A 14,800-nucleotide genomic window follows, 5' to 3' on the forward strand; every position below is an offset into this window, starting at 1 on the left:
GATCGGCCACACGTCTTGCAGATCGAGGGCGGTGGCCGCGGAAGCGGGCACCCCCGCGCACCCTTGTGGGCGCGGGGGGGGGGTGCCCGGGGGCGCGGCCGGCGCGCCCCCACTGGTGTTCCGGCGGGGGGGGGGGGCCGGGGCCCGCCCCCCCCGCGGCGCACCTTTCTGGCAGAGGAGAGGCGGTGCCGGGGTGTCGGTGTCGATGCGGGTGATGAGCGCCGGGGATGGTTACAAGTACCTCCTTCGCACTGTTGCCGCGGCCGATGGGGAACGGCCGCTTTCGACCCCGCTGACCCGCTACTACGCCGAGGCGGGGACGCCACCTGGGCGATGGCTCGGGAGCGGGCTGCCCGCCCTTGCCGACGGGCGGATCGACGCGGGATCGCGGGTCTCCGAAGCCCAACTCGAGCTGCTGCTGGGGATGGGGCGAGACCCTGGCACTGGTGCTCCTCTTGGGCGGGCGTATCCCTACTACGCGGCCTCCGAATCCGGCCCGAATGGCGTGACCTCACCCGGGTCGACACCCTCGCAGCAGACCCGCCGCCGTGCCGTAGCCGGCTACGACTTCACCTTCTCGCTGCCGAAGTCGGCATCCGTCCTCTGGGCGGTCGCCGACGCCGATACACAAGCGAGGATGGCCGCAGCCCATCACAATGCCATCGACGACGTACTCGCCTTCATGGAGCGCGAGCTCGCCGCGACTCGCGCCGGCGAGGCAGCACGCAACGGCGCGGTTGCGCAGGTCGAGGTCACCGGCTTGATCGCCGCGGCCTTTGATCACTTCGACTCGCGCGCGGGTGATCCGCAGTTGCACACGCACGTAGTGGTGAGCAACAAGGTCCGCACAGTGTTCGACGGCAGGTGGCGCTCGCTCGACGGGAGACCGCTGCACGCGGCAACGGTAGCGCTCTCTGAGTTGCACAACGCCGTGTTCGCCGACTACCTGACGCGTGCGCTCGGCGTCGGGTGGGAGCTGCGCGAGCGCGAAGCCGATCGCAACCCCGTCTGGGCGATCGCAACCGTTCCCGAGGGTCTCGTAGCCGAGTTCTCGTCGCGCTCGCGGCACATCGACATTGAGAAGGATCGGCTCATCGACGAGTACATCGCTGCGCATGGGCGCGCGCCGTCGAAGGTCACGGTCATCCGGCTACGCCAACAGGCGACGCTGTCGACCCGCCCCGACAAGCAGCTCCGATCGCTCGCGGACCTCACGCACGAGTGGCGCGCTCGCGCCACTCGACTGCTCGGACGCGACGCGACAACATGGGCGCGAGCTGTGATCCGAGATGGAGATGCCGCGACGCCTTTGCGCGCGGAAGACGTGTCGCACAGCATCCTGAACCAACTCGCGGCGCGCGTTGTCGAGGCCGCAAGCGAGCGCCGGTCCACTTGGAGTCACTGGAACCTCTACGCCGAAGCTGCGCGGCAGACGATGGGATGGCGCTTCATCGCAACCGAAGACCGGGAGGCGATCGCGGGCATGATCACGGATGCCGCGGCGCAACGCTCCGTTCGGATCACGCCGCCCGAACTTGCACTTTCGCCCGCCGAGTTCCGACGTGCGGATGGCACCAGCGTCTTCCGCCCGAAGAACTCCGAGCGCTACTCGTCGATCTCTCTCCTGGATGCGGAGGCGCGCCTGCTCGCAGCGTCGCAATCAATCGCCGGACCGGTCATCGGCGCTGCAACCCTCGAACGCGCCGAGCGTGCGCGCCGCAACCACGGCATCGTGCTCGGGGAGGACCAGCGCACAGCGCTCCACTCGATCGCAACCTCCGCGCGCTCGCTTGACGTTTTGATCGGCCCGGCGGGTGCGGGCAAGACGACCGCGATGCGCGCCCTCCGCCTCGCATGGGAACACGAGCACGGACGCGGCTCGGTCATCGGACTCGCACCCTCTGCAGCCGCTGCGCGTGAGCTCGCCGACGACCTCGGCATCGCGACCGAGAACACCGCCAAGTGGCTGCACGAGCACGGCCAAGGTCGCGCAATTGTCCGCGCGGGTCAGCTCGTCATCATCGACGAGGCATCTCTCGCCGGCACGCTCACGCTCGACCGCATAAGCGCGCTCGCGACGCAAGCAGGGGCGAAAGTGCTCCTGGTGGGGGATTGGGCGCAGCTGCAGTCGGTCGATGCCGGTGGTGCGTTCCGGATGCTAGTCGAAGCACGCTCCGATGCTCCTGAGCTTGCTGACGTCCATCGCTTCCGCAACGCGTGGGAGAAGGAGGCATCCCTCGACCTGCGAAACGGGCGACTGCAGGCACTGGATGCGTACGGCGCCCACGATCGGATCCTCGGCGGCGATGCCGACGCGATGGCCGATGCCGCCTACAGTGCGTGGCTGCGCGATGTCGATTCTGGTGTGTCGTCCGTGCTCGTCGCCGAGACTGGCGACGCGGTCGCCACGCTCAACCAACATGCACGCGCCGAGCTGATCCTGTCCGGCATCGTGGATGCCTCGGTCGGAGCATCCCTGCGCGATGAGTCCGCAGCATCCGTCGGTGATGTCGTCATCACTCGCAAGAACGACCGTCGTCTGCGTTCGGGACGCGACTGGGTGCGAAACGGCGCGCGATGGAACGTCGTCGCCGTTCGTCGCGACGGATCGCTGCGCGTGCAGAACACCGACCGCGCTGGTGCCCGACCGCTCACCCTGCCTGCCGAGTACGTGGCCGAGAACGTCGACCTCGGCTACGCGGTGACCGCCTACCGTGCCCAGGGGATCACGACCGACACCGCGCACGCCGTCGTCGAGCCCGGAACGACGCGCGAGAACCTGTACGTCGCGATGACGCGGGGGAGAGCCTCGAACACCGCGTATGTGGTCGTGTCGCGCCCCGACGACAATCACTCCGCTCTGCATCCCGGTGAGGGTCCGGATGCCACGGCCCGCGACATCCTCGCGGGCGTGCTCGGGCACGTCGGCGCCGAGCTCTCGGCACACGAGACGATCGCTACAGAACAAGATGCCTGGGGATCGATCGCGCAGCTCGCCGCCGAGTACGACACGATCGCGGCATCCGCCCAACGGCCACGGTGGACAAGCCTTGTTCACGGGTGTGGCTTGTCCGCCGAACTGGCGGACGCGGCGATCGAATCCAATGCCTTCGGCGCCCTGAGCGCAGGGCTTCGACGTGCCGAAGCGCTCGGTCACAATGTCGAGGCGCTACTCCCGCGCATCGCCGCCGCGCGCGGATTCGAAGATGCTCAGGATGCCGCGGCCGTGCTCCACGAGCGACTCGAGCGCGTTCTCGCTCAGCCATCGAGCGGCAGCTCACGGGGGAGTGGGCGCCGGCTGGTCGCCGGCCTCATTCCGGAGGCGGTAGGGGAGATGGATGCCGAGATGCGGCGTGCCCTCGACGAACGGGCGCATCTCATCGAGGAGCGTGCGTCGGCTCTCGTCGATTCTGCGGTGGCGTCGGGGGAGAGGTGGGTCGCTTCGCTCGGACGCATCCCCATCGATCCAACGCGAGCAGGTGCCTGGCGGCACCAGGCGCGCATCGTTGCCGCCTATCGTGACCGGTACGGCGTTCTCGAGGATGACGCGCTCGGCGCTCCCGCATCGTCGCGTAACCAGCGAATGGATGCCGCGGCCGCAGCCGTGGCGCGGGATCGCGCGATTTGGCTCTCACGGGCGGGTGCTCCTACCCAGCCGCAGCCGGCGCCTGCGCGCACGCGCGCCGTCCACAACCTGTAGCGGATGGTCCTATCGACGCCGGAGGGGCGGGCGTAGCCTGAGCGCGACCGCAAGCCCCACGCCTGGAGGAGAGGCTGGTCGATGTTCCAATTGCTGATTGCCTTCGTGAGTCGCATCTACGCGCTTTTCCAGCGGACCATGCCGACGAACATCCTCATCCGTGCCACCCACACCCGGCGCGGGCTGAGGTGGGGCGTGCCTGCGATGCTCCTGGCGGTGGTCTACCTCGTGATCGCCGCCGCGCTGGCGCAGTGGGTTGCCAGCGGTGCACCTGGTTGGATCAATTTGCTCGTGCTTGTGTGCCTGTGGAACGCGCTGAAGTTCGTGGTGAACGGGCCGGCCACGCTCGTGCGGCTGGTTCGCGTTCGGGCGATCGAGCGGCGCTACCGCGACGCGGGTTATGTGTCGAACGAAACGATGTCGGTCGGCTGAGATCCAAGCGCCAACGCGACGGCGTCAGCGCACTGGCCGTCTCAATTGCGGTCACTCACCGCTCGTGCTCATGCGCCGGTCTTACCGGCGAAATCCATGAAACGATTGGGATTCGGGACGCAACCGGGCGACTCAGCGCGTTGCCCCTCACCTCACTGTGACGGCGAACACTCAATCCCCCGACTTTTGCTCGAGTAACTCTGGGGAGATTCGGGGAGCGCCGTCAACTGGGCCCCGTTTCCAGCGGGCGTGCCGGTCCGGTGGCGGATCTGTGACGCGAGAGGATTCACGTTGCGATCGACATTGACGGAACGGAACGCGCACGATGTGCCCAGCGGCTGTACAAGCAACTTCGACAGAGACATGACCGTTTTGCAGAAGTCGACGGGCGAACTCACGTGAGCAAATCCAGCCGCAGTGGTTGCTCCGTCGCGCAGACGCTACGGGGCCGGCGCCCTTTTCGTGGACCGTGGGCGGAATGCCGGTGCTCGACAAGCGCAACTCGCCGCTGCATGACGCGGCCGAAGTCCCTGCTACGGTCTGGGCAAGACGTGGCTGCGTGTTTCTGGGGGAGTAGTGGACGAAGAGCTTGCGACATTCGACATGCACTCGTCGCCGGACTCCATTGCGCCGACGAGCGCCAATGAGGGGACCAATGCCATTCGCTTCGCCATGATGGCGTCGCTGGTTCCGGTCGCTGCTCGCCCGCAGCTGCTGATCGCTCCGGAGGACCTGGCGGAAGTCGGGATCAACCCTGACCTGGCCTCACGCTTTGTCGACGCGGAAGCGCGGGAGCGCGAGTACCGCGAGGCGGAGTATCTTCTTTCGAACTACCGCACCGGCTTCGAGCCGATTGAACTTCGGTACGCGGCATTTGCGGCGCTCAGCGGCGAGGCACAGATCTACGCTCGCTTGGCGCTTCTCGCGGCAGGCCTCGGCAGTCGCCTCGAGCGCGAGTCCGCTACCGCAGCGTCGGCCATCCTCACATCTGTGCCGCCCCAGGTCGTGCCGCCCTCGACTGCGGGCTGGCGGGGCTGGCCATATCGCTTCTTGGATCGCCGGATCGACTCCTTGCGGTTCGCCGGGCCGCTCGCGGACTTCGTCTCCCCGCCCGATGAGGACGGCAATCCAGTGGCGCCGCTGCCGTGGGACGGGGACGGGTGGGAACGCTACTGCTCATATTGGCTCCGCGATGTGTTTGACAATGCGGATCCTCCCAGCTTGCTCGCGGCGCTGCGCTTTCTCGCCCAGGTGCGTGCCGACTTAGGGCAGCGATCCGGCGATCCGATCGTGCGCGAGCTGTCTTTCGCCTCGTTCCTGAACCAGCCAGACGGTGGGGGGCCGCCCCCGTTGAATCCAGAGCTCGACGGTGTCAACACTGCCACGATCGCGCCTTCGACGATGGTGCATGGCACCTGGGGGTGGAAGGGTTCGTGGTGGTATCCCGGCGGCGACTTCCATTCATTCGTCGCGGCAGGAGTGCGGCCGGCGCTCTACGCAGGCGGGCAGGAGTTTGCTTGGTCAGGCGCCTACAGTGGCGCGCAGCGGGCGACAGGCGGTCATCGCTTCGCTCGTTGGGCCGCTGCGGCCGGTGGGAGTGCCGGACTCGGCACTGTGTTTGGCCATAGCTACGGCGCTGAGGTAGTCGCGCGCGCCGTCAACGCGGGGAGCCAGATAGATGAGGTGGTGTTTCTGAGCGCACCGATCCACTCTCACCACAGGCAGATGCTCGGTGCCGTTCGGCGCGTCGTCGATGTGCGGCTGAAGTTCGACATTGTGCTGCTGGCCGCCCGGGCCTCGCAGAAGCTCCCTGCCGCATCGAACGTCACCAAGTGCGTCCTGAAGCCGCGCTACTGGAGCCACGGTGCGACCCACAATCCGCAGATCTGGGCGACTGAGGGCATCGCCGCGGCGGTAGGCCTGTAGCGACGCGGCCGGGGACCGCAGCGCGCCATGGTTAGCTCGTCGGCGCCTCGCCCGGCCACAGCTCCCAGCGGTTGGCCCGTCCGCGCTTCACGACTGCGTCTGGATGCTGCACCTGCAGTTCCTGCAGCTTCGCAATCACTTCCGCGATCGGCAGCTTCGCGGGCAGCGTTGCCAGCGGCTGAGGCGTGGGTGGGGCGGGCCGGGTGTCTTGCACGCGGTCGCTGGCGGAGCGGAGGATCTCCCAGACGTGCTCCATTCGCGCGGCGTGCATCGGCCAGAGCGGACAATGGCGGGACTCGTAGATGTCACCACCTGAGGCGTGCTGGAAGGCGGGCGTGTAGCAGTCTGCGCACATCTGCTCCGCGTTGAGCCGGGGGATGGCCAGAAGCACGGCCAGCCGCCGCTCCGACGAGTGCAGGTGGATCCCCAGCGTGGACTTCTCCCGCCGATCCTTCATCGCCGCGATCTTCGCCTTTTGCGCCGCGACGTCATCCTGCAGCTTTTCCACCCACTTCGTGCTCCGGTCTCACCGAGACGGGCATCAAGGCGCTCGACGGCGTGGTCTGGGAGGGCTACAACGGCTGGCACGACTCGATCGCCGAGACCATGACGATCAAGAACCTACGCGACCTCGCCGCGAGCGACGGCTACGACCGCAACATCGTGCTGGAGTACGCCGCCTAGCGCAAGGGCGAGCAGGCGCTTCGTCGCCTCGAGAAGATCCTCGACACGTTCGAACGGTCACTGCCTTCAGCCGCCTAGGTGCGGGCTCGGGCCGCTGCCCCTAGATCGGCGCGCGTGGGAGGTTCGCCTGCGTGCGGCTACTCCGCTCGTCCGTCCCACACGACCAAGCGCCGGTACATCGTGTCGCTGTCGAGGCGTGGGCGACGCTGCCAGCCGACCGCCGTCCAGAACTCGTCGGCTTGCTCCGAGAACGCTATGAGGAGGCTCCCGGCGTACTTCGCCGTGATCAGATCGACCGCCCTGCGGCCGATCCCACCGCCGCGATACCCCTCTCGAACCTCGAGGAACGGGATGTCGACGACATCTCGGGGGAGCGGCCGCCCGAGGTACTCTCCGCCGAGCGTTGCCGTGTAGTCCACCTCGGCGCGCGCGACTTCCACACCATCGCGCTCAAACGAGAGCCAGTCGTAGTGCGAGGTACCGACTCTGCCAACCCGGTTGTCCCACCAGCCGTCCGTGAACCCGTCGACTTCAAGGTCGAAGGGCATGAAGTAGTCCTCGACCTGATCAAGGCTTCGCATCGTCAGAGGCGCGGCCTTACGCGAGGCGTCATCGTCGATACTCGTCACTCCTCCATCATGCGGCTGCCTCGCCACCGCGGTTTGCCTCGTCCCTCCACGCGCGGCACCCGCGGCGTGTCGCATCGAGTCCGGCGGCGGTTGTGAACAACTCGAGGCCACTACGCAGTCAGTTGCTTCGAGCCTTAGCCCGTCGGTTGTTGCTGACGAAGCGCGGTTCCTCGTGATCTCGGCTGCCAAGAGCTACTCGTCGCTGGTCGGCTTAAACGCCTTCAGCCCGAGGCTTCGGGCCCGGAAGATCATGGCGTGGTCGTACGTGGCAACGGCAACGTCAGCGACGTACGGTCGGAGCCCGACTGCATCGTCGAGGATGTCGAGATCGGGGCGGGCAAGACGCTCACGTCGCAGATCGTCGACCATGAGGACCGCGTTCAAGTCGGAGACAGGTTGACCCCCCTCAAGCCCACCCTCTCGGATCTGCGTCGAGAAGAAGTCATGCGGGAACGTCTCGTCAAGCCACGCCAGCGCCCTCCTCGCGAGCGTGCGTCGTGGCACGTCCTTGCCGTTCAGCGTCATGGTGCCAGTGCCGAGCTTGAGGCGGTCCAGCTCCTCAACGGCGGTCATTGGGATGCCGAGAGAGAGCGTCTGTCCATAGCGGACGTCGATGCCGACGTTCCAGCCGATCGTGAGCAACTCGTGCGAGTGCCGCATGAGCACGTTGGTGTCCAGGATGATCGCCGGGTGTCCCGGACGACTGTCATTCGGCTGCCATCCCCAGCGCCCCCACTGTTCGCGTCTTGATCGAATCTCGTCGGCTGCCTGCCCGAGTGCAGCAATGCAGTCGGTGAGTTCCAGATCGACCAAGTCGCCCAAGGCCGGCAGTCCGTATGCGGCCGGATCGAGCGCTTGCAGTACCCAGTAGCGGCGGGTCGCGATGAGGTCATCGACCGTCGAGGGAAGTAGCCAGGCCGAGAGGGCTCGGATCTGCTGACTCGACCACGGCCGGTACGCGTTCAGCTTGTCGATGGAGCTTCCGCCGGTGCCGAGGATGTTCCCGGCGGTGCGAGCGGCCTCCTCCAGGGCGGCCAAAGCGGCGGCGGCCGAACCACCAGGAGCAAGCTGAACCATAGCCTCACGGTAGCTGGGACTGCGGACGTCTCGGTGCTTTCCCACCGTGCGGGTCCTCCGTAGCGGTGCTGCTGTCAGCGGCGACGACGTCGCGGGTGCTCGAGGAGCCCCATCCCTACATCCCTTGCCGCCTTGTCGCCCATCGCGTCCGAGACGGACCGCATGTACGCGTCCGACGGCACGAAACTGGCTACCTCAGCAAAGAACCAGTCACCGCGGATCGACGTCGTGATCTCGACCCCGGCGGCTCGCGCTGCCTCTCGTAGACCGAGACGGAATTGCTGGACATCTCCAGGCAGGTTGACGGTCCGACAGAGAAACGTTCCCTCGCTCCGAAGGCGCGCCACGAACCCGTCGTACCTGTGATCGAGGAGCTCCGGGTCGCGCTCGGTCGGGCGTCGTTTGGTGCGGTGGATCCGCCTGACAGGCGGCGCCTCGATGCGAACGGCGGTCGGGCGCCCGTCCGCGCGATACGGCTGCCCATCTCGCAGCATCGCGTACAGCACATCCAGACGCCGCCTCGTCAGTGCTGCGATCGCTTGCTTCGGCTTCTTGCCCTCGGCGACCTTCCTGTCGAAATACACGCGTGACGCGGGGTCGTACTGGATCGACGTCCAAGCCGAGATGAGCAGGGCGTGCTTCAGCGCTCGGTTTCCGCGATCACTCCGTTGCTCACGACGTATCGACGTGCCGGAGCGCCGAGACACCGGCGCGATGCCCGCAAAGGCCGCGAGGTGCCCGGCGGAGGGAAAGTGCCGGTCCGAAATCTCGGCCAAGATCCGTGCACTCGTCGCCACACCGACACCGGGCATGCTCGCCAAGATCGGGTACAGCGGATGATGCTCCACAATCCACGTCACCTGACCCGCGATGTCTTCGCGCTGCCGTCTCATGACCTGCAGCTGCTCGGCGAGGCGCAGCAGCACGGAAGTCGCGGCGCGAGTCCCCGGCACTACGACGGTCTGGGACTTGAGTGCCGACTCGATATCTGTGGCGATCTGCGGCCCGATTCGTGGCGCGTGGGGGAGGAGCCGCCGCTCGATCTCCCGTCTGCCCGCCGCCTTGAGCCGATCGGGCGATGGGTAGAACTGGAGGAGATCGAGCACGGCAGGGTGCGCCAAGCGTGGTCCGATCACGCGCTCCAAGGCGGGATGAATTCTTGTGAGAAGGGCGCGCAGACGGTTCGTCGTTTGGTTGATCAGCATGACGAGGTCGTAGTCAAACGAACACAGCAGCCGCAGTTCCGTCAGCGTGACGGCTTCCTCGTGAATCGGCCGCAGCGCGTGCGGCAGTGTTCGTGCGGCCTGTGCGATGACGAGGGCGTCCTTGCGATCGGACTTCGCGTTGCCAGGATGAAGATCTGCGATGCGTCGCATCGCGAGCCCTGGCAGGTATGCAACTTCGACTTCCGACGCCCGCGCGATTGCGACCGGAAACGCGCCGATGTCGGAGGGCTGGTCGACGACGAGGAGTACGTTGCCCTTTCGCCGGAGGTTGGCGATGACTTTGCTGATATCTGCTTCATCGTTGGTCAGGTGCTGATCGAGAAGCACCTTTCCGGCGCGTGAGAGTGCGACCGCATGGTGAAAGCTCTTGCCCACGTCGATACCGAGGAACACATCGGTCGCCTCGTAGTTCTCAATCACGGCCGCTCCGTTCGCGCGCACCATTCGGCCGCTACGCCCGGTGACAACAAACCGCAACAGATCATCGAGTGACAGGGCAAAACGATCATGCCGGGCGCAGCAGGCCGCAATGGCAAGCCCACCGTAGCCCCGTTCGCTCCTCGGGCCCAGGGGTCGCAGCTAACGGCCGCCTCAAGGCGTGCGTCAGTTGCGGTTCAGCCCATGTCGCCTGGAATCGAGCGCGTCCTTGAAATGACTTTCCGCGATGTCGATGTCCCGCGTCGGGGTCGAGGGATCGAAGACGCGTAGCAGCGAGAAACGGAAGCTCGACGGGTCGAGACCGCGTAGTTCGACATTTCCGCCGTGTCCGTTGGTGGCATACGCGCTCCAGCGCTGCCGGATGCTCTCCTCGCCATCCGCCTTACCGACGTAGTGCCGACCATCACGGGTGTCCGTGATCAGGTAGACCCCAGAGACCGAAGACAGGGCAGTGCGCCACGAGGCGTAGCGGTGTTCCCGCATCACGGCTTGCAGCTCCACGTGGCTCAGGACGAGCCGGTCGAAGCCGGGGAACGGGATCGGCTCGGCGTCTGCGATTCCGACCACCGGATAGCGCGCGGCGGTGGACGCGCTCATCTTCCAGGTGCGGGGAGACTTCCAGCCGATGACGAGCCGGCTGCGGAGATCTGCCATGAAGTCGGTCTCCGCGACCTCGAAGGTGCGGATGATCCCGTTGTTGGCGGTCTCCCCGCGGTTCTCCACCACTGACCACAGTCGCGCTTGGTCCCCGCCTTCCTTGATGAAGACCACCCAGATCGGTGGGGGAGCGGCCGGGAAGCTTCGCGTGCTGGCGGACTGTTTGCGCGTGTACTCGAAGATCTCCGCGTGGGTCGAGTTGGCGTGGAGGCCCGTCAAGCCGCTCTCCTCAGACTCTTGGGCAAAGGCATGACGGATCACGAGCGCCCGTGCAGGGTCGATACCGGCGTCGATCAGCAGCGGGCCAAGCGTCAAGGGCATGGCCGTGACGATACCTTCCTGGGCCGGGAGGGCGAGCTCGCAACCCCGCCAGTCGATAGCGAGCGTGTCGCCTACCGACCGTATTCTTCAGCTGTGACCTCGACGCCGCAGTTGCTGATCGACCTTCGTGTCGCCGCCGACCATCTCGACGCGCTGGGCCGCCCTCTCTCCTACGACGAGTTCGTGGCTGAGCTTGAGAAGGCGATCCCAGACTCATCGAGTGACGTGCATTGGATGGCAGACAACCAGCTCGTCGGCATCTTTTTCGCACGCCGGACTGCGGAGCCCAGCGAGCTCACCAACCGCTTCCGGGAGTGGATCGTGGACTTCAGCCGGTGGACGGTGGAGGGGCTCCGCCGAGCGGGCTTTGAAGGGTTCGTACCGTTTGCTGGGCTCCCTCCGGCCGACGTGCCGACTGCGCCCGGGGTGTACGTAGTCGTGCGCACCCTCGACGCGCCGCCGCGCTTTCGCGACGCCAGCCCGGCCGGACGCTTCAAGCAGCGTGACCCATCTGTGTCTGTCGCCAGACTCAACGCCAAATGGGTCGCCGGCACTGAGGTCGTGTATATCGGGGTTGCCACCGCGGGCAGCCGCGGCACCCGTGGCGTCGCGAAGCGACTCGACGAGTACCGTCGGCACGGAGAGGGCGAGCCCGTCGGGCATTGGGGTGGGCGCTTCATCTGGCAGCTCGACGACAGCGACGAGCTGCTGGTGGGGTATAGGACGGAACCATCGGAAGACCCAGAAGTCGTCGAGGCGCGCCTCATCGCGGAGTTCAAACGGGACCACGGAAATCGCCTCCCGTTTGCCAACCTGAAGCAAGCGCGACGAGCCGGGTAGGCGTGGGGCGGAGCGCTGTGAGCGGCACTCGATCGACAAATACATGACGAAGCTCACCGCGACCGATGTGGACTTCCCATCGCACCCCGGCGCCGTCGCCCGGAACCGCTAGAGTCGCGCATGACGAAGGAGGTCAGGTGTCGAGCAAGATTCGGGCAGACCTGAACTTTCCCGACGAGTTCGGCTCAGTGATGGATCGGTTCGCTGAGATTTGCGACGGATTGATCGCCGCGTGCCTCGAGGTGGCGACTGGCAGCGGGGACCTTCCAGACCCAGCCTCTCAAGTTGCGACCGAGTCGGCTATCTTCCGGACGGCCTACCCCCACGCCGTCAAGAACCTCGAGTTTGCGCCGGTGCAAGCGGCGACCGCCTACGCCGACTCGGCGAGACTCCAACTTGCCTCGATTTCGGCTCTGCTGCGAGCACGGGAGGTCGTGGGAACCCTTTGGCCAATCGTGCGAGCGGAACTTGAGATCGCCGGACGCGTGGCATGGCTCCTGGACCCCACGGTTGGCCAGCCGGCCGGGGAAGTCCGCGTGGCACGATACTTCCTTGAATCGATCTCGTCGCTCCAGCGTGCTCGCTTTACTACCGGCAAGTACGACCGGGCGGCGGAGAAGAAGTTCAAGGCGCATCGGGACGCGACAATCGCGACCGCGAAGAGTGTGTTTCCCGAACTCGAACTGGAACTGGGGACACTGGATGTCATCGCCGGGTGGACGATTCACGGCCAAACGATTCTCGGACTCGGGGCGAGCGCGAAACTGTTCGCGCAACTCTTCCTATCGGGCCCGGGCAAGGCGATGTACGACATCCTCTCGGACTACTCCCACCCGTCGCTCGTGTCGATTGACCTGCAGACGCGCCTGGTCGACGACGGTGAGGTCGCGTCGCATCCGTGGGTGGTCACTCCGGAAACGGTTGAGCATCACTGTCGGTGGGCATGCACGATTCTCTACAAGACTTGCCATCTCATCTGCGCGTACCTTCGCTTAGACACCGGCCCTCTCGAGCGGTGGGCGGACGGGGTCCCAGAGAGCTGGTTCGATCCAGCCGCGTAGCTCGTTCATCGCAGGACCGCGGAAGAACCTTTGCGATAGTGGCGTCTGATCGATGGCACCAACTTGGCTGCGCAACTACGGCGAAGGTGCGACATCCCACAAGCGGTCGTATTCGGCCGATACCGACTCCCATGCGACTCGCGCTGCATCATCGAGCGCGGGCAACTCACTGGTGCCCGTCGAGCGAATCACGAAGTCGTGGGAGATGATCCGTCGTGCGTGGTCCTGTCGTCCCTTGGGGTCTGGGAAGCGGAGCACAATCGCTTCGCCGACTCGCTTCGCCACCTCGCGCTGGTCGGCGACCCCGGCAAATGCCGCCTCATAGATGGGGAGCGGATCCGCGAAGCCGCCGTCGCGTAGGAATCGGAACCCCCATAGGCGTCCCCGCGTGGCCCAGATGTAAGAGCCGGGTTCCAGAGTCACTTCAGGCTCCGGAGGAGGATCTCTTCTTCCTCTCCCTTGTTCAGGTCCATCTGGAAGCGAGTCAGAGTGGCGGTGACGTAGTTCTGCTTCGCAATCGCTTCCTCATTCAGCGCACGCAACTTGTCCCCGGCGAGTTGCGCCGCTTCATCGAAAACGTCGGGGTTGATGAGCGCGAGGATGACGCCGAGCGGACCTGGCTTCGCCTTGCCTAGGAGCGCCGCGGCGAGGAGCTTGGCACCGCCACCGATGATGCTTTCGGCGACTTTTGTGGGCAGCTGCTGGACTCTGGCCCACTTCGCATGGCGCTCGAGCGGCAAGAGCGCCGCGACAGGTAGAAGGAGGTCAAGCCCGACGCGCTTAGAGACCTCGATCTTGCCCGGCTCGAACTTGGCCGAAGACAGCAGGAGAAAGTCTTCGGCGACTGACATGGCATTGGGGTCCTGCACGAAACCAGCGAGCACTTTGCGGAGTTCGTTGAGGTCATCGGCAGCCTTTAGGTCCAGCAGATCCCTGAATTTGAAAGCGTCCATCTCTGGAAATAGGTCGGCCTTCGAGAGCGCCATGATCCAGATCCGGGGGAACTGCACGAGCGGCGTTCCGGCGTCGAGGAGCTCGTCCTTGAGGGAGATGAGTCCGTTCGAGAAGTTGCTGAATAGTGACTTCAGGTACCGCTCTTCTTCGCCGGCGTGATCCAGCAGACGTTGCCCGTCGACGAGAAGAAGGGCCACGTCCGATCCGAGGAGCGAGCGGAATGTGTCCACACGACGCTGCGCCTCCTCCTCGCCACTGACACCCTGTTCGAACCAGTCACCCGGATAGTCGTGCCAGACGAGCCGGAGGGCATGGAACGGCTGTGCCTTGACCGCCTTGGGGCTGGGCGGGTCCTTCAACTTGATCGAGAATGCATACGAAGTTGCGGCGAAGCGCGTCACATCGGGAGTCGTCGCTTCGTCACGCATACCGAGGTAATTGCGGTTGAGGCGAGAGCCTTGACCGATGTCGTCCGCGACCACGCGGTACAGGCTCTGCTTCAGGAACGACGCCTCCTGGGCCGCGCCGTAAAACGACGACACCAAGACAGTCTTTCCGCTTCCACTCTCGCCGAACACGGCGATGTGCTGTTCAAGGGTGGACTTCTTTTCTTGCATATGCACCAACGTAGGGCACGCTGGCGACAGTCCTTCCGCGACGGACAGTTGGAGCACATGCAAGGCGCAGTCGCACTAGACCTTATGCAGGCGGAGGCGTCGAGCGTACGAGGCTTGCTGCTCTGCAGACATCCGGTGGTGGCGATTGCGTCAGTCAGAATAGGAGTTTTCCAGTTCGAAACCGGTCCTAGCCGGGTGACACAGTGCCTAGCGGGTCTCTGGCGGGTATCCCCGCCGA

The 14,800-nt window shown here is 65.7% G+C and carries 11 protein-coding genes and 1 pseudogene; 6 read left to right on the forward strand and 6 right to left on the reverse strand.

Features of this window, described 5'->3' with window-relative positions; genetic code table 11:
• Positions 1 to 205: 205 nt before the first annotated feature.
• The 3 genes from mobF to NQ152_RS09995 all read left to right on the forward strand — a co-directional run bounded on the left by mobF (position 206) and on the right by NQ152_RS09995 (position 6,058).
• The gene (gene mobF / locus NQ152_RS09985) at positions 206 to 3,700 is read left to right on the forward strand and encodes a MobF family relaxase (protein ID WP_257523890.1); all 3,495 of its coding nucleotides are present in this window, start codon (positions 206 to 208) and stop codon (positions 3,698 to 3,700) included.
• Between the two features lie 81 nt (positions 3,701 to 3,781).
• Positions 3,782 to 4,132: a sulfate permease gene (locus tag NQ152_RS09990; RefSeq protein WP_257523866.1), complete on the forward strand. Its 351-nt coding sequence runs from the start codon at positions 3,782 to 3,784 to the stop codon at positions 4,130 to 4,132.
• A gap of 576 nt (positions 4,133 to 4,708) precedes the next feature.
• On the forward strand, positions 4,709 to 6,058 hold the full coding sequence (locus NQ152_RS09995) for a hypothetical protein (protein WP_257523867.1): 1,350 nt from the start codon (positions 4,709 to 4,711) through the stop codon (positions 6,056 to 6,058).
• Between the two features lie 31 nt (positions 6,059 to 6,089).
• Here the strand turns inward: NQ152_RS09995 and NQ152_RS10000 are convergent, their stop codons facing one another.
• The gene (locus NQ152_RS10000; protein WP_257523868.1) at positions 6,090 to 6,566 is read right to left on the reverse strand and encodes a hypothetical protein; all 477 of its coding nucleotides are present in this window, start codon (positions 6,564 to 6,566) and stop codon (positions 6,090 to 6,092) included.
• A 50-nt stretch (positions 6,567 to 6,616) separates the two neighbouring features.
• Here NQ152_RS10000 and NQ152_RS10005 point away from each other — a divergent pair, with 50 nt between their 5' ends.
• Positions 6,617 to 6,742 (forward strand): hypothetical protein, encoded by a 126-nt coding sequence (locus NQ152_RS10005; protein ID WP_257523869.1) that lies wholly within the window; start codon positions 6,617 to 6,619, stop codon positions 6,740 to 6,742.
• A 137-nt stretch (positions 6,743 to 6,879) separates the two neighbouring features.
• On the opposite strand, the gene NQ152_RS10010 is transcribed toward NQ152_RS10005, so the two are convergent.
• The 4 genes and pseudogenes from NQ152_RS10010 to NQ152_RS10025 form a co-directional block, all read right to left on the reverse strand.
• A complete protein-coding gene (locus NQ152_RS10010; RefSeq protein ID WP_257523870.1) occupies positions 6,880 to 7,371 on the reverse strand; it encodes a GCN5 family acetyltransferase in 492 nt (163 codons plus the stop codon).
• A gap of 192 nt (positions 7,372 to 7,563) precedes the next feature.
• Entirely contained in the window at positions 7,564 to 8,448 is an 885-nt protein-coding gene (locus NQ152_RS10015) for a PIN domain-containing protein (protein ID WP_257523871.1), read from the reverse strand.
• Between the two features lie 467 nt (positions 8,449 to 8,915).
• Positions 8,916 to 10,118, reverse strand: a pseudogene (locus tag NQ152_RS10020) (IS110 family transposase); the annotation flags it as partial.
• 159 nt (positions 10,119 to 10,277) lie between these two features.
• Entirely contained in the window at positions 10,278 to 11,090 is an 813-nt protein-coding gene (locus NQ152_RS10025) for a GIY-YIG nuclease family protein (RefSeq protein WP_257523872.1), read from the reverse strand.
• A gap of 93 nt (positions 11,091 to 11,183) precedes the next feature.
• Here NQ152_RS10025 and NQ152_RS10030 point away from each other — a divergent pair, with 93 nt between their 5' ends.
• Positions 11,184 to 11,930, forward strand: a complete 747-nt coding sequence (locus NQ152_RS10030) for a hypothetical protein (RefSeq protein ID WP_257523873.1) — start codon at positions 11,184 to 11,186, stop codon at positions 11,928 to 11,930.
• 137 nt (positions 11,931 to 12,067) lie between these two features.
• Positions 12,068 to 12,991 (forward strand): hypothetical protein, encoded by a 924-nt coding sequence (locus tag NQ152_RS10035; RefSeq protein ID WP_257523874.1) that lies wholly within the window; start codon positions 12,068 to 12,070, stop codon positions 12,989 to 12,991.
• Between the two features lie 419 nt (positions 12,992 to 13,410).
• On the opposite strand, the gene NQ152_RS10040 is transcribed toward NQ152_RS10035, so the two are convergent.
• Positions 13,411 to 14,562 carry an ATP/GTP-binding protein gene (locus NQ152_RS10040; RefSeq protein WP_257523875.1) on the reverse strand — a complete coding sequence of 384 codons (1,152 nt, stop codon included), beginning with the start codon at positions 14,560 to 14,562 and terminating at the stop codon, positions 13,411 to 13,413.
• Positions 14,563 to 14,800: the final 238 nt, after the last annotated feature.

Origin of the sequence: Microbacterium sp. zg.B48, from assembly GCF_024623505.1 — a bacterium.
Lineage (GTDB): Bacteria > Actinomycetota > Actinomycetes > Actinomycetales > Microbacteriaceae > Microbacterium.